This window comes from Denitratisoma sp. DHT3 (assembly GCF_007833355.1).
In the GTDB taxonomy this organism is placed as follows: Bacteria; Pseudomonadota; Gammaproteobacteria; order Burkholderiales; family Rhodocyclaceae; genus Denitratisoma.
The window spans coordinates 3,034,863-3,050,393 of the sequence record NZ_CP020914.1 but is presented as its reverse complement, the minus strand read 5'-3'; the positions used below and the strand labels follow the sequence as shown (position 1 = coordinate 3,050,393).

The window sequence follows — 15,531 nt, the reverse complement described above, 5'->3', positions numbered from 1 at the left end:
GATTTTTCATGGTGGCATGGGCATCGTCGCGCCGGCCGCGCTGCTCGCCCAAAATAGGCAAAACGGTATCGGTTCGGCCCAGGTGTCGGAAATATATTGAGCGGCCCATGCCCCTGCGGAGAAACCGATGCGCGCCCCCACCCGATCCCATCTCCTGACGACCTGCCTGTTCCTCTGCGGCCTGGCCGGCAGCGCCGCCAACGCCACCGCCGAATTCGCGGGCCGCGAACTCGCCACCCGGCAGAACGTGGCCGCCCCCGGCCAGTGGAATCCCCTGCACCTGCACAAGGACGTTGCCGCCGACACCGCGCGCGCCTACCGGCGCGATTTCGACACGCAGTTGGCGGCGGCCGGCTATCTCTACGCCCTGCCGGCCTATCTGCACGCCAAGCAGCGCTACGAGTTCCTCTACAACTTCACCCGCTACATGGGCGAGCGCGGCAATCCCTTCGGCCAGTTCCTCTCCGTGCGCACCCCGGCCTCGATCAAGACCACCGACACGATGCCGAACAACGACACGCTGTACGGCGCCGCCTTTCTCGACCTGAAGGCCAGCCCGATGGTGCTGAGCGTGCCGGACATTCCCGACCGCTATTACAGCTTCACCCTGATCGACGCCTACTTCTATCCCTTCGCCTACGTCGGCTCGCGCACGATGGGGCAGAAAGCGGGGCATTACCTGATCGTCGGCCCGGACTGGAACGGCCCGCGCCCGCCGGGCATCCGCGAGGTGGTGCGGGCGACCACGCCCTCGATCAACATCTATCAGCGCATCTATTTCCGCAACCTCGACGACGTGCCGGCCGTGGTGAAGCTCCAGGACCAGATCCGGCTCACGCCGCTGGCGACGTTCCTCGACCCCGCCGTCCGGGTCGCGCTGCCCGATCCCGCCGCCATCCTGCGGGACAACCCGCTGCTCGCCCGCGACCCGGTGCAGGTGCTGCGCATCGCCAATCGCTACATGGCGGAGAATCCGCCGCCGCGCGAGGATCGCGGCTTCCTCGACTACATCGCGCCGGTCGGCGTCGGGCCCGGCCTGGAGATTACCGACGATCCCCAGCGCCTGGAGGCGCTGCGCGCCGGCGCGACGGCGGCGGACCACGCGATGACGGCGCTGCTGCTCGACGGCTTTCCGGTCAGGAACGGCTGGCAGATTCCCCCGGTCAACATCGGCCGCCGCGATGCGCCGGGCAGCATCGCCACCCAGGCGATGATCCAGTTGCGTTCGATCGGCATCAACCACGCGGAGGAGGCCACCTACTACACCGCCTATGCCGACGGCGCCGGACGGCCGCTGAACGGCGGCCACCGCTACACCCTCACCTTCCGCGCGGACGAGATCCCGCCGCTGCTGAAGGAGAAGTTCGGCTTCTGGTCGCTCACGCTCTACGACCGGACCAACGGCCTGTTCGTGGACAACCCGCGCCACAAGTACCTGGTGCGCTCCGCCGACCCGCTGGTGTTCGGCCGCGACGGCTCGCTGACGCTGCTGATCCAGCCCGAGCCGCCCGCCGATCCCGCCCTGGCCGCCAACTGGCTGCCGGCGCCGGCGGCCGGGGACTTCATGCTCAACCTGCGGGTGTTCGTCGGCGGCCCCGCCGTGGTCGCCGGCAGCTACACGCCGCCGCCGCTGATCAGGCGGGAGTAGCTGTCCGGCGCCCAGCCGCCGTAACATGCGCCATCGATATCCGCCTTGGGAGAGCACCGATGAGCGACAGCGCGCAGAGCCCCACCGAAAAGATCACGGCCTGGCTGGAGGCGAACCTCGGCGGCCGGGTGGTGCGCATCGCGCGCCAGTCGCGCTGGCGGCCGGTGTGGTTCGCCGACCTGGAGCGCGACGGCGAATCCCTGGCGCTCTGCGTGCGCGGCGAGCGCACCGACATGCCGATGATCTTTCCCCTCGACCACGAGATGCGCTTCCAGGCGCTGTTGCAGCAGCACGGCATCCCGGTGGCGAAGGTCCATGGCTGGATCGACGATCCGCGCGCCTACGTGATGGATCGGGTGCCGGGCAGCGAGGACTTCGCCCAGGCGACGGCCGATGAGCGACAGGCGGCGGTGGACGACTATCTACAGATCCTCGCCCGCCTCCATCAATTGCCGATCGAGCCCTTCGTCGCCGCCGGCATTCGTCGCGCGGCGACGCCGGCGGAATCGGGACGGATCGGCATCGGGCGTTACGAGGAGATCTACCGCGGCCGCAAGCGCCATCCGGAACCCTTCATGGAGTTCTGCCTGGGCTGGCTCAAGCGCCACTGGCCCGACACCCGCGGCCGGGAAGCGCCCGTGCTGTGGGACAGCGGCCAGTTCCACCACGCCGGCGGGCGCATCGTCGCGGCCCTCGACCTGGAGTTGGGCCATCTGGGCGACCCGATGATGGATCTGGCCGGCTGGCGCATCCGCGACACCGTGATCGGCTACGGCGACTTCAAGCGGCTCTACGCCCGCTATGAGGAATTGACCGGGCGGCCGGTGGACCTCGACGCGATCCGCATCTACTACTTCGCCTTCACGCTGACCAACCACCTGGCCCTGGGCGCGACCCTGCGCGAGCCGCCGGCGGAATCGGACCTGATGATCAACCTGCGCTGGTGCTCCGAGACCGACCTGTTCGCCACCGAGGCGCTGGCGGAGATCCTCGGCATCGACCTGCCGCAGGTCGAACTCCCGGCGGCGGCGGCCAGTCCCGTGGCCGGCCGCCACGAGCATCTGATCCGTTCGCTGCGGACGATCAAGAGCGACGACGACTACCTGAACCACCAGCTCCACGTCGCCTTCCGCCTGGCCCGCCATCTGCAACGCCAGGACGAGATCGGCCAGGCGCTCATGGAGGCCGATCTGGACGATCTGCAGGCGTTGCTGGGGCAGCGCCCGGCCGACTGGCGGGAAGGCGAGGAGGCCCTGGAACGTTTCGTCCTGGCCGACGCGGCCCGCGGACGCCACGACCGGGAGCTGGTGCCGCTGTTCTACCGCCGCAATCGCCGCGCCCAATTGCTGCTGGGGCCGGAAGGATCGGCGATGACCCGCCACTTCCCCGCCCAGCGCTTCGACGCCTGAACCGGGATCAAGGCGCCGTCGCGTCCAGCACCCGATTCACTTCCTGGGCGGTGGCCAGCAGCCGCACCACCGTCTCCCGGGTGAAGGCCCGGGAGACGGAGTCCGCCTCGACGCGACAGACCTGCCAGGCGCCGTCGGCGGTACGCTCGATCTTGCCCAGGCTGCGCAGTTTTTCGAGCTTGCGCCGCACCGTCTCGCGCGGCAGGCCCGCCACCTGGCTCAGGTCGGAAAGCCGCACCGGGTGGACGCGGTCCTCCGGCAATTGGCCGCTCTCTTCGAGAATGCTCGAAGGCGCGGTGCCGGGCGGCATTTCCGCCGCGATGTTCAGCATGCCGAGGGTGCCGTAGATGAAGGCGGATTCCAGATCGACGCCCAGTTCCACCATCACCCGGCGCATATGGCTGACCAGATAGCGGTTGGCGACGAAGGCGACCATCGCGAAAGCGTGGTCGAAGCGGGCCTCGAAATCCTCGGGCGGGGCGGGGCGGGCCATGGTGTCGGCTTCCTCGTTATGCGGCCTGACGCCGCCTCACAGCCCCAGGCTGTGCCACAGATCATCCACCCGCCGCTTCACCGCCGCGTCCATCTCGATCGGCCGCCCCCATTCGCGGCTGGTCTCGCCGGGCCACTTGTTGGTGGCGTCGATGCCCATCTTGCTGCCCAGGCTCGCCACCGGCGAGGCGAAGTCGAGGTAGTCGATCGGCGTGTTCTCGGCGATCAGGGTGTCGCGCGCCGCGTCCACCCGGGTGGTCAGCGCCCAGATCACTTCCTTCCAGTCGCGGATGTCCACGTCGTCGTCGGTGACGACGATGAACTTGGTGTACATGAACTGGCGCAGGAAGCTCCAGATGCCGAACATCACGCGCTTGGCATGGCCCGGGTACTGCTTCCGGATGCTGACCACGGCCAGCCGGTAGGAGCAGCCCTCGGGCGGCAGGTAGAAATCGACGATCTCGGGAAACTGCTTCTGCAGCAGCGGCACGAAAATCTCGTTCAGCGCCAGGCCCAGCACCGCCGGCTCGTCGGGCGGCTTGCCGGTGAAGGTGGAGTGGTAGATCGGGTTCTTGCGCATGGTGACGCGCTCGACGGTGAACACCGGGAATTCCGCCACTTCGTTGTAGTAGCCGGTGTGGTCGCCAAACGGTCCCTCCAGGGCCGTCTCGTCCGGATGGATCACGCCCTCGAGGACGATCTCGCTGGAGGACGGCACCTGCAGGTCGGAGCCCAGGCACTGCACCAGCTCGGTCTTGCCGCCGCGCAGCAGGCCGGCGAACTGGTATTCGGAAAGCGTGTCGGGCACCGGCGTCACCGCGCCCAGGATGGTGGCCGGATCGCAGCCCAGCACCACCGCCAGCGGGAAGGGCTGGCCGGGGTTGGCCTTCTGAAATTCGAGGAAGTCGAGGGCGCCGCCGCGATGGGCCAGCCAGCGCATGATCACCTTGTTCGGGCCGATCACCTGCTGACGGTAGATGCCCAGGTTCTGCCGCGGCTTGTGGGGGCCGCGCGTCACCACCAGACCCCAGGTGATCAGCGGGCCGGCATCGCCCGGCCAGCAGGTCTGCACCGGCAGGCGCGACAGATCGACGTCCTTGCCTTCCCAAACCACGGCCTGGCAGGGCGCCGAGGACACCACCTTGGGCGCCATGTTGAGCACCTGTTTCAGCACCGGCAGCTTGTCCCAGGCGTCCTTCAGGCCGCGCGGCGGCTCGGGTTCCTTGAGGTAGGCCAGCAGCTTGCCGATCTCGCGCAAGGCCGTCTTCCAGTCCCCTTCCTCGCCCATGCCCAGGGCCACGCGCCTTGGCGTGCCGAAGAGGTTGGCCAGCACCGGGATATCGCTGCCCTTGGGTTTCTCGAACAGCAGCGCCGGACCGCCGGCGCGCAGCACGCGGTCGCAGATCTCGGTCATCTCCAGGCGGGGATCCACTTCCACGGCGATGCGTTTGAGTTCGCCGAGCTTTTCCAGTTGGGCGATGAAGTCGCGCAGGTCGTCGTATTTCATGGCGGGAATGATACTTCAGCGACGCCGGGCCAAGCGTGCGCGGCCGGCCGCGGCCAGCCCTTGCTTTAAAATCCGGAGAACCCATACTCCGCTCCCCATGCCCCCGGTCGCCGTCATGTGCGGCAAGAGGCACCCTTGCCACCGTGTCCCTACCCCCGCCCCTCATCCTCTATCAGGACGACGCCCTGATCGTCGCCGACAAGCCGGCCGGCCTGCTGTCCGTGCCCGGCCGCGGCCCCGAGCGCCAGGACTGCCTGGCGGCGCGCGTACAAGCGCATTGCGCCGACGCCCGCATCGTCCATCGGCTGGACATGGATACGTCCGGCTTGCTGCTGCTGGCCCGCGGCCTCGAGATGCTGCGCCGGATGAGCCGGGCGTTCGAGCAGCGCACCGTCGGCAAACGCTATGTGGCGCTGGTGCATGGGCACCTGGCCGAGGACGGCGGCGAGATCGACCTGCCGCTGCGCTGTGATTGGGACAACCGCCCGCGCCAGATCGTCGACCTGGCGCGGGGCCGCCGCGCGCTGACCCGTTACCGGGTGCTCGAACGCCACGGCGCCGATGCGGAAGCGGTCAGCCGGGTCGAACTGCATCCCGTCACCGGCCGCTCCCATCAACTTCGCGTGCATCTGCTGTCCCTCGGCCACCCCATCCTCGGCGACCCGCTCTACGCGCCGGAGCGCGCCGGCCGCCAGGCGCGGATGCACCTCCATGCCGCCCATCTCAGCTTCATCCATCCGGCCACCCAGGTTCCGGTCAGCTTCGACAGTCCGGTGCCTTTCTGAGCGTCTCCCGCGTCCGCCCCTCGTCCGCAACCCGCTCAAGCGGCGCGCGCGGCATCTTCCGCCGCCGTCACCTCCACCAGGATGCCGTTGAACTGGGCCATGCCGGAGAGCGGCTCCAGGGCGTCCGGGCCGTCGGCCGCCAGCACGTTGGCGTTGGCGCCGCCGGTCCGGCTCGCGGTGCTCAACCCCGGGGCCTGCTGGTGCCCCCAGCCGTGCGGCAGGGCGACGGCGCCCGGCATCATGTCCTCGTCCAGCGTCACCGCCACCGTCACCGCGCCGGCGGCGGAACTGACCCGCACCTGCTGCCCTTCGCTCAGGCCGCGCTGCCGGGCGTCGGCGGGATGCATGTGCAGATGGTTGCTGCCGCCGCTGCCCTTGACGAAGATCGGGTCGTTGTGGGCCCAGCTGTTGTGGGTATAGCGCTCGCGCTTGGTGATCAGGCTCAGGCGGTCGCGCTGTTGCAGCGCCTTGGCGAAGGCGGGCTCCAGCCGCTGCCGCGCCTGCTCCAGCAGCACGGACGGCGCCAGATCGAGCTTGCCGTCGGCGGTAGCCACGCGCTTGCCGAGGAAGTCGTTGCCCGGGTGGTCCGCCAGGCGCATGCCGTGAGGGTAGCGGCGCATTTTCGTCAGCCCGCCCAGCCGGGCCACGCGCAGCAGCAGGCCCAGCATGCGCTCCGGCATCGGGGTCAGGCGCGGGCCGAGCACGGGCCAGCGCTTCAGGTGCCCGCCCAGGTTGAGCAGGCCCTGGAAGATCCGTGAACCGAACAGCGGCGCCCGGCAGACCTGCCCCAGCCGGGCCAGGGTCCAGCATTCGTCGCGGCACTCGCCGGGGGGGCGGACCAGGGCATCGGTGTATTGGAACCAGGGGACCGGCATCATCCCGCCCATGCTGAAGAACAGGAAGGGGATGTCCGGCCGCTCGCTGAAATGGGTGCCCGGCAGGATGTAATGGGCCTTTTCGGCGGTGGCGCTGCGCACCATGTCCACGCTGACCAGCAGTTCCAGGGACTCCAGCGCCTGCCCCATCCGCTCGCAGCGGGTGGCCGTGATCATCGGGTTGCTGCCGAACACGAACATCGCCTTGATCGCGTCGTCGCCCGGCTGCAGGATCTCGTCGGCCATCAGGCCCACCGGCAGCGCGCCGAGGAAACTCGACACGTTGCCGACGCGGGAGCGGAATTCCACGTCAACGTTCGCCGAGTTCTTGGTGAAATCGACGATGCCGCGGCCGACCAGGGTGCCGCCGAGACGATCCAGATTGCCGCTGATGGCGTTGATGGCCTCCAGCGCCCAGAACGCCAGGGTCCCGTTGCTGCCCTGGTTGATGCCGGTCGAGGCATACAGGGCCGCGCCGTCGGCGGCCAGGTAGTCGGCCACCATGCGGCGCAGGGCCTCGGCGTCGATGCCCGTCACCTCGGCCTGGCGCTCGGCCGTCCAGGGCGCCGCCAGGGCGGTCAACTGATCCAGGCCCTTCATGTGGGCGGCGACCCGCTCCCGGTCGACGCCGCCCTGCCGGATCACCTCGTTGAGAAAGGCGAACAGGAAGAACGCATCGGTGTCGGGACGGATGAACTGATGCTCGCCGATCTTGTGGGCCGTTTCCGTGCGCCGCGGATTGACGTTGATCACCCGTCCGCCGCGCGCCTCGATGGCCCGCAGCTGTTCCATCGGCGCCGGCAGATTGATGAAGCTGGTCTTCGACACCGCCGGATTGGCGCCGATGATGACCAGGAACTGGAGGCGCGGGACGTCCGGAAAGGTCAGCGCCAGCGGCGCACCGTACATCTGCTGGCTGACGACGAACTTGTTGTTGCAGTCCAGGCTGCCGGAATTGAACACCTTGGCCGTGCCCAGCCCCTTGGCGAAGCCGTTGACGAAGGTGGGGATCAGGAAGGTGAAGCTGACCGGGTTGCCGTAGTAGACGCCGACGCTGTTGTTGCCGTGGCGCTGGCGCAGGGCCCGCACCTTGGCGCCGATTTCCGTCAACGCCTGGTCCCAGCTGATGGGTACGAAGGTTCCGTTCTGCTTCTTCAGGGGCGTGGTGATGCGATCGGGACTGGCCCGCATGTTCTCCAGCTTCAGGCCCTTGATGCAGGCGTAGCCGTGGCTGGCGACGTGCTCGTCATCGGGCAGTACCCGGATGATTCGGTCGTTCTCCACCTGGACGCGCAATCCGCACTGGTTCTCGCAGATGCGGCAGAAAGTGGTTTTTTCCACGGCCATTCCGTTCTCCCTCGCCCCTGATTCAGGGTAAAAAATAGCTTTTCCGCCGGGCCGCCATTTCCCACGAGAGGAAAAGCGGTACGCGGCGCCCGCCGCAACCCCTCGGCACCGTTACAGCGCGCCCCGTAACTTCGAGCGCAGCGAGCCGTATCGAACCCCCCGGAGGGGGACGAAGGGGGGCGAGCCCTTTCATGATGCGGGGTATCGTTTCTGCATCATGAAAGTTCCGTGCGGATCTATTTGATGCCGAAGTAAGTCGACTGTCCAGACACAACGAAGACCTGGTGTCCGGTGCCGGGGTGGGTCGCGCCGTCGATGGTGGCGCGGATGCTCATCGGCGCTTCGCGGTGCCCCGGCTTGTAGCGCCGGCCGTCGGCGCGGGCGACCTCTTCCGGATGGGTGATGTCGAACACGTCGCGCTCCTCGCAGTAGTCGCCGCGGTTGAAGCCCAGGCCCTTGCCGTCGTCCCAGCCCCAGTCGTAGCCGGTGCCGTCCATCGACCAGTAGCCGGTGATCGGCTCCATCTCGAGAACCAGGGTCTTGCCGTTGTCCAGGGTCGCCGTCGTCACCAGGTGGCTGACGATGCGGGTGTCCTCGTGGAACTTCGCCTGGAAGTCGACCTTGACGACTTTCGCGGTCGCGCCCGTCGCCGGATTGCCGATGACGCCGTCGGTGTAGATGACCATGCCGTTCCCCAGCAGCTGGCACTGGATGTAGCCGCCGACGTCTCCGGCCGTGAAGGTGAGCCAGGTGAAGATGTAGCCGAAGGCGGCCATGACCTTGTCGCCCAGGGCATTGGTGGCCGGCTCGTAGCCGCCCACCTGGGAGCGCACGCCCCAGGAATGGTCGCGCCCGCCGGACCAGTCGCGCACCGCCAGGGTCTCGCCGTGCAGGACGAGTTCGCCGTTCACCTTGCCCACCTGGTTGTAGCGGTGATAGTCCTGGAAGGCCCGGCCGTTGGCGCGGTTGAAGTGATGGCCTTCCTCCGCCGGAGGCAGCAGGGCCTCCCATTCCAGATCGACTTTCAGTTCCTGTTTCGGATCGTCGAAGCGGAGACGGATTTTCTTGAAGGGTTCGAGAATCTCCACGCTCAGGGGACCGACGCTGCTGTCGTCGTGATTCGGGCGCAGGGCGCGGCTGACGCGGAAATTGTGTTGCAGGATCTTGCCGTTGCCGTCCGGCTTCTGGATGGCGACGAAGCCGTCCATCACGTCCATGTTCACGTACGTCGCCAGGCCGAGGACCAGATGGGCCTTGCCTTCGGGGTCGTAGGCGCCGAACCAGTAGCGATCGAAAAAGCGGTGATCCGAGGTGTAGACGTGATCGAAGGTGCTGCTGGTCTGGTGACGCAGGGTTTCATCGAGCTTGGTCAGCATGTGGCGCTCCGTGTGGAAGGAATGGAAAGGTTGTCGAGCAGGCCGGCGAGCAGCAGGACGACGGGGTTGTTCTGTTCGAAGCTCAGTCCCGCCGCTTCGTCCATGAAGCCGTAGTACACCAGTTGCTGGGCGATGCGCACCATCGAGCAGCTGAAGCGGTAGCCGGCGAAAATTTCATAGTAGTCGAGGTTGCGGACCCGATGGCCGCTCTTGTCCTCGAAGCGCGCGATCGTTTCCGCACGGCTCGGCATGCCCGGCAGGCGGGGATGGCCGGAGCCTTCGGTATGGTAGCGTTCGAGGAACAGCGTCCAGCCCAGATCCATCTCGGGACTGCCGATGGTGGCCGACTCCCAGTCCACGCAGGCGGCGGGAACGACGCCGTCGTAGATGATGTTGCCGATGCGGGCATCGCCCCAGACCAGGCCCTCGACCTCGTCCTGCGGCTGATTGGCCAGGAGCCAGGCGTAGGCGGTCTCCAGCACCGGCTGATCGACGCCGCGGCTGGCCCATGTCTGGAAGTTGCGGTAATACTCGAGATTCTGTTGCAGGGCCGTCTGCCCCTGCGCCGGGTCGCGCAGGAAACCCAGGCCCTGCTGGCGGTAATCGATCCGCGCCACGTTCGCCAGGCAGTCGATGGCGCTCATCCACACCGCCCGCACTTCGTCGGGCGAGATTTCCGTCATCCAGCCGGATACGCTGTAGGACGGGTTGTCGCCCGGCACGCGGCCATCCACCCGCCGCATGACGAAAAAGGCGTTGCCCAGGAGCGAGGTGTCCTCCGTTTCCAGCCAGAGCACTTCCGGCACCGGCACCGCCGTGCCCCGCAGATGCTTCATGCAGAGGAACTGCTTGGACATGTCGTAGTCGGGATACACCACGTAGCCGATGGGGGCGACCCGGATCACCAGCCGGTCCAGCTTCTCCTCACCCCGCAGTCGATAGCGCACGTCGGCAAACAGGGTCTCGTTGGAGAAGCCGGAGGCCTGGGGCGCCGTGAGCGCGGCGATTTCCAGATCCGTGGCCTCGGGCATTTTCCCGGCCAGCCAGGGCTTGAGGGCCGTTTTGGCCTGGTCGAGATCCCGCTGATATAGCGTCGGCATGAATACTCCCTTGATGAATGAAAAAACGGCACCGGATCGAAAGGCCCCGACAACATGAAGCACACGGGCATTGGAACCCTGGTGGGTTTAGTGGTGTAAGCGTACACGTGTAAAGGCACGGCGGCAACCCCACCCATTCCGGGTTCTCCATTGAATTTCAGGCATGGGGCCGCCTGGAAACGAGGCAACGCCACCGGAAGGCAAGGTGGCCCGGACGGCCGGTTCAGGGCGTGGCCAGCTCGAGGATCAGCGGCTGATGGTCGGAGCCGTCGGCGGCCGCATCCACCGTCAGGTTGCGCAGCCAGGGCGCCAGGTTGGCGCTGACGAAGCAGAAATCGTAGCAGTCGGGCCCGACCAGCCAGGGCACCGGCATCAGGCCCGCCGTCGGGGCATGGGGTTGCCCTGGATGGACCAGGGTCCAGGCATCCACCAGAGCCGGTGCAGCGCCATCCAGGGGAGCGCTGAGGCGTCGCAGTTCCGCCGCGCCGGCCGGGCAGTTGAAATCGCCACAGAGCACCGCGTATTCACCCCGCGGCAGCACGGCGAAAGGCGGATCGAGTTCCGATTGGCTGCGGGGACGACGGTCATGCGCGTGGGCCTGGACATGCAGGTCGCGCAGGGCTTCGACCTGGGCCGCTCGCTGCCGCGCCGAATAAAACTCCAGATGGGTCGTCGTGACCCGCAGGCTGCCGAAGGAGGCATCCACCACCGCCTCCACCGCCACCCGCTGCATGCTGGGCACCGCCGGGTCGGGAGGCCAGGGCAGCAGATGACGGAAGGCCTGCCGGACCGGATGACGGGAAAGGATCAAATTGCCGAACTGGCGACGCCCGCCCCGACCATCGCCCAGGTCGCTGCCGACGCCGTAGATGGGCTCGAAACCGGGAAGCAGCGCCGCCAGCCCGGCCACCTGGTCGCCCGCCGCGCCACCCGGCAGATCGGGATGGTTGCGCGCCACCTCCTGCAGGCACAGCAGATCCGGCTGATGGCTGCGGACCGTGGCGGCGATCCGTTCCAGGCTCACGACGCCGTCGCGGCCCCGGCCCCACTGGATGTTCCAGCTCAGGATGCGCAACGTCTCCATGGCTCCCTCCAGAGCGGAAGGCCGCCGCTCAGTGCATCTGTAACAGCGGCCTCAGGTTGAGCTCGGCGGTCAGACCGGCGAACACGGCGGCGCCGAACCAGTTGTTGTGCAGGAAGGCCCGGAAGCAGGCCATCCGCTCCCGATGCCGGATCAGGCGGTAGTGGTAGAGGGCGATCAGACCCGCCAGCAGCAGTCCGGCATGGTAGAAGAAACCGTAGCCCAGGCTGACGCCGATGGCGGCCAGGATGGCCAGGGACAGGGCGTAGCAGAGCATCACCGCCGCCACGTCGAAGCGGCCGAAGGTGATCGCCGAAGTACGGATGCCGATCTTGAGGTCGTCTTCCCGATCCACCATTGCGTACTCGGTATCGTAGGCGATGGTCCACAGGATGTTGGCCGCCAGCAGCGCCCAGGCCAGCGGCGGCACGGCATCCTGCAGGGCGGCGAACCCCATCGGGATGCCGAAGCCGAAGGCGATGCCCAGATACGCCTGGGGAATGGCGAAGAAACGCTTGGTGAAGGGATAGCTGACGGCCAGGAACAGCGCCGGGATCGACAGCGCCCAGACCAGGGGCTTGAGCGGCAGGATCAGCAGGAAGGCGCAGAGGGCGAGCCCGGCCGCGAGCAGCAGCGCTTCGCCGGTACCGACGCGACGCGACGCCAGCGGACGTTCCCGGGTGCGCTCGACGTGAGGATCGAAGTCCCGGTCGGCATAGTCGTTGATCACGCAGCCGGCGGAGCGCATCAGCAGCGTGCCGAGGACGAAGATCCAGACCAGTTGCAGGGGCGGCTGGCCCTCGCTGGCGATCCACAGCGCCCACAGCGTGGGCCAGAGCAGCAGCAGGGTGCCGATGGGCTTGTCGAGCCGCATCAACTTTTCATAGAGGTCGAGACGTTCGCGCAGGGCTGCGAGATTCATGGCTGATTCAAGTCGAGAATGGCGGGCAGGAACACCTCGGTGACCAGCAGCAGCCCGCGACCGCGTTGAAACAGGGCGCGCCGGGCCCACAGCCGGCGTGGCGCCGTGTCCCCGCACCAGGGCAGGGCATGCCGATAGAGCCGGTCGCGGGCATTCAGGCATCGATAGTGGTGGGGACCGGCCAGCACCAGCGGATCGGAGAACAGCAGTCCCCCCAGGGAGCGGCCACCAGCGCGCTCCAGCAGGCGGCGGCCGCGCTCCAGGGCCACGGTGTGGGCAAACACCACTGGCCGGCTGCCGCTCTGCAGCAGCACTTCCCGCACCTGGACGAGACGGGCGGCACGCAGCGGCAGCACCGGATATTCGTCGGCGCAGGGCCGGCCGTGGCCCTGATTCAGCAGGCGCACGGCGAACGGCGCCTCCCGTGGGCAGGCCCGCTGGATGCGCGCGGTGAGGGAGCCGGTTTCAGCCAGCCAGGGACGATAGCCGCCCATCGCGGGGTCCAGGCGGGCCTGCCAGCCGCCGGCATCCGGGGCGCCGGCTTTACGGTTCAGGTTTCTCATGCTTTCAGGTATTCCTCGGCGCCCTTCAACCAACGCCGGATGTGCCGGACGGCCTGTGCGGGATGGTCGCGCAGCAGGACGTCGGCCGCCGCGCGCGCCGCCTCCACCAGGGCGCTGTCGTCCAGTTGTGCATAGCGCAGCAGGGGCATGCCGCTCTGACGGCTGCCGATGAACTCGCCGGGCCCCCGCAACGCGAGGTCCTGGCGGGCGATCTCGAAACCGTCGGTGTTTTCGTAGATGATTTTAAGCCGTTGGCGGGCGGTTGCGGAAAGCGGCCGGGCATACAGCAGAATGCAGACGGATTCGGCCGAACCGCGCCCCACCCGGCCCCGCAGCTGATGCAGTTGCGACAGGCCGAAGCGCTCCGCGTGTTCGATGATCATCAGGGAGGCATTGGGCACATCCACGCCCACCTCGATCACCGTTGTGGCCACCAGCACCTGGATTTCATTGCGCAGGAAGGCATCCATCACCGCGGCCTTTTCCTCCGGCCGCAGCCGGCCATGGACCAGCCCCGTCCGCAGTTCGGGCAGTTCCGTGCGCAGGTGGTCATAGGTTTCCTCCGCGGTCTTGAGCTGGAGGGTCTCGGATTCCTCGATCAACGGACAGACCCAATACACCTGTCGTCCCTCGCCGCAAGCGGCGCGGACCCTTGCCACGACTTCGGCACGCCTCCCCTCGCCCACCAGCTTGGTCAGCACGGGCGTGCGGCCGGGAGGCAGTTCATCCAGCACCGACACGTCCAGGTCGGCGTAATAGCTCATGGCCAGGGTACGCGGAATGGGGGTGGCCGACATGGTCAGCTGATGCGGCGCGACGGCCTTTTGCTTGAGCGCCAGGCGTTGGCGCACGCCGAAGCGATGCTGCTCGTCGACGATGGACAGACCAAGACGGGCAAAGGTGATTTCATCCTCGATCAGGGCGTGGGTCCCCACCGCAAGAAGGGTCTCGCCGCTGGCGATGCGCCCGGCCATTGCGGCCTTCTCGGACTTGCGCAGGCTGCCGGTGAGCCAGGCCACCGGCAGCCCCAGCGGCTCCAGCCAGGCCGCCAGTTTGCGGTAATGCTGCTCGGCAAGGATCTCGGTGGGCGCCATCAGCGCCGCCTGGTAGCCGCTATCGGCGGCCTGCAGCATGGCCAGGGCGGCGACGATGGTCTTGCCGCTGCCGACGTCGCCTTGCAGCAGCCGCTGCATCGGATGAGGCTGCGCCAGATCGGCGGCGATCTCCTGCCAGGCGCGGCGCTGCGCCCCGGTGAGGGTAAAAGGCAGGTGGCGCAGCAAGCCGTCGGTGAGCCGGCCGCTGGCTGGCAGGGGCGCCGCGCCGCGGGCACGGCGGGCGGCATAGGCCTGACGCAGGGAAAGCTGCTGGGCCAGCAGTTCGTCGAAGCGAATGCGGCGCCAGGCCGGCGCCAGGACTCGATCCAGTTCGTCGAGTCCGGCGACGGGCGGCGGCTGATGCAGCGCCTCGAGGCTGGGCGCGAGTTCGGCCAGCGCGAAGCGCTGTCGCAACGCCTCGGGCAGCGTGTCGGCAAGATCGGCCTGCGCCATTTCCTTCTGGACCAGGCGCCGCAGCGTGCCCTGGCCCAGGCCGGCGGTGGTGGGATAGACGGGAGTGAGTCGCTCGGGCAGGGGCTCGTCGCCTTCAAGCCGGCGAAAGCGCGGGTGGATCAGTTCGTTGCCGAAAAACCCGCCGCGCGGCTCGCCGAACACCCGCAGGCGGGCGCCGGGACTGAGGAGCTTCTGCTGGTTGGGATAGAAGTTGAGAAAACGGAGCGCCAACTCGCCGGTTGCATCCGCTACGTGGCAGATCAACTGGCGGCGGGGGCGAAAGGCGATTTCGCAATCCCGCACCTCCACCTCGAACTGCGCGGCCTGCCCGGAAATCGCCGCGGCGACGGGGGTGATGCGCGTCTCGTCTTCGTAGCGCAGGGGCAGGTGAAAGGGCAGTTCCGCCGCCGTCAGCCCCAGCCGGGCCAGCTTGGCCGCCAGGGTCGAGGTGTTCGGCGCGCTCGCGGCGGCGCGCCGGGTGCGGGACGCCGTGTCAGCCAACGACGAGCACGGCATCGGCCTCCACCAGTGCGCCGCGCGGCAGTTCCTTGACCCCCACGGCGGCACGGGCCGGATAAGGCTCGGCGACATAGCGTGCCATCACTTCGTTGACCTTGGCGAAGTTGGCGAGGTCGGTGAGATAGATGTTGAATTTAACCGCGTCGTTCAAGGTAGCGCCGGCAGCCTCGGCCACGGCCTTGAGGTTCTCGAACACCCGCACGATCTGCGCGTCGATGCCGTCCACCATCTGCATGGTGGCGGGGTCGAGACCGATCTGGCCGGACAGATATATGGTGTTGCCGGCCTGCACCGCCTGGTTGTAGGTACCGATGGCGGCAGGGGCATGCGGCGTGGAGATGATTTTCTTGCTCATGGTGA

General features: G+C 67.8%; 13 protein-coding genes. 3 read left to right on the top strand and 10 right to left on the bottom strand.

The window, feature by feature from the left end; translation table 11 throughout:
• Positions 1 to 127 precede the first annotated feature (127 nt).
• Together B9N43_RS14100 and B9N43_RS14095 are read left to right on the top strand one after the other, a co-directional pair.
• Positions 128 to 1,648, top strand: a complete 1,521-nt coding sequence (locus tag B9N43_RS14100; RefSeq protein WP_145842824.1) for a DUF1254 domain-containing protein — start codon at positions 128 to 130, stop codon at positions 1,646 to 1,648.
• A 59-nt stretch (positions 1,649 to 1,707) separates the two neighbouring features.
• Positions 1,708 to 3,057, top strand: coding sequence for a phosphotransferase (locus tag B9N43_RS14095; RefSeq protein WP_145842823.1), 1,350 nt, complete (start codon positions 1,708 to 1,710; stop codon positions 3,055 to 3,057).
• Positions 3,058 to 3,064: 7 nt separating this feature from the next.
• Here the strand turns inward: B9N43_RS14095 and B9N43_RS14090 are convergent, their stop codons facing one another.
• Positions 3,065 to 3,550: a hypothetical protein gene (locus B9N43_RS14090; RefSeq protein WP_145842822.1), complete on the bottom strand. Its 486-nt coding sequence runs from the start codon at positions 3,548 to 3,550 to the stop codon at positions 3,065 to 3,067.
• 36 nt (positions 3,551 to 3,586) lie between these two features.
• Complete coding sequence (gene ubiD / locus B9N43_RS14085; protein ID WP_145842820.1) at positions 3,587 to 5,056, bottom strand: 4-hydroxy-3-polyprenylbenzoate decarboxylase; 1,470 nt, start codon at positions 5,054 to 5,056, stop codon at positions 3,587 to 3,589.
• A 143-nt stretch (positions 5,057 to 5,199) separates the two neighbouring features.
• On the opposite strand from ubiD, the gene B9N43_RS14080 reads away from it, so the two are divergent.
• Positions 5,200 to 5,841, top strand: coding sequence for an RluA family pseudouridine synthase (locus B9N43_RS14080; RefSeq protein WP_145842819.1), 642 nt, complete (start codon positions 5,200 to 5,202; stop codon positions 5,839 to 5,841).
• Between the two features lie 35 nt (positions 5,842 to 5,876).
• On the opposite strand, the gene B9N43_RS14075 is transcribed toward B9N43_RS14080, so the two are convergent.
• From B9N43_RS14075 to B9N43_RS14040, 8 genes are all read right to left on the bottom strand, one after another.
• Positions 5,877 to 8,063 carry a molybdopterin-dependent oxidoreductase gene (locus tag B9N43_RS14075; RefSeq protein ID WP_145842818.1) on the bottom strand — a complete coding sequence of 729 codons (2,187 nt, stop codon included), beginning with the start codon at positions 8,061 to 8,063 and terminating at the stop codon, positions 5,877 to 5,879.
• Positions 8,064 to 8,299: 236 nt separating this feature from the next.
• The gene (locus B9N43_RS14070; RefSeq protein WP_145842817.1) at positions 8,300 to 9,439 is read right to left on the bottom strand and encodes a hypothetical protein; all 1,140 of its coding nucleotides are present in this window, start codon (positions 9,437 to 9,439) and stop codon (positions 8,300 to 8,302) included.
• Entirely contained in the window at positions 9,433 to 10,539 is a 1,107-nt protein-coding gene (locus tag B9N43_RS14065; RefSeq protein WP_145842816.1) for a phosphotransferase family protein, read from the bottom strand. Before B9N43_RS14065 ends, B9N43_RS14070 begins: the two co-directional genes overlap by 7 nt.
• Before the next feature lie 223 nt (positions 10,540 to 10,762).
• The gene (locus B9N43_RS14060; protein ID WP_261379337.1) at positions 10,763 to 11,623 is read right to left on the bottom strand and encodes an endonuclease/exonuclease/phosphatase family protein; all 861 of its coding nucleotides are present in this window, start codon (positions 11,621 to 11,623) and stop codon (positions 10,763 to 10,765) included.
• A 28-nt stretch (positions 11,624 to 11,651) separates the two neighbouring features.
• On the bottom strand, positions 11,652 to 12,542 hold the full coding sequence (gene ubiA, locus B9N43_RS14055; protein WP_145842815.1) for a 4-hydroxybenzoate octaprenyltransferase: 891 nt from the start codon (positions 12,540 to 12,542) through the stop codon (positions 11,652 to 11,654).
• Entirely contained in the window at positions 12,539 to 13,105 is a 567-nt protein-coding gene (locus tag B9N43_RS14050) for a chorismate--pyruvate lyase family protein (protein ID WP_145842814.1), read from the bottom strand. The genes ubiA and B9N43_RS14050 overlap by 4 nt, the downstream gene beginning before the upstream one ends.
• A complete protein-coding gene (gene recG, locus B9N43_RS14045) occupies positions 13,102 to 15,168 on the bottom strand; it encodes an ATP-dependent DNA helicase RecG (RefSeq protein ID WP_145842812.1) in 2,067 nt (688 codons plus the stop codon). The genes B9N43_RS14050 and recG overlap by 4 nt, the downstream gene beginning before the upstream one ends.
• Positions 15,146 to 15,526 carry a RidA family protein gene (locus B9N43_RS14040; protein WP_145842811.1) on the bottom strand — a complete coding sequence of 127 codons (381 nt, stop codon included), beginning with the start codon at positions 15,524 to 15,526 and terminating at the stop codon, positions 15,146 to 15,148. Before B9N43_RS14040 ends, recG begins: the two co-directional genes overlap by 23 nt.
• Positions 15,527 to 15,531 lie beyond the last annotated feature (5 nt).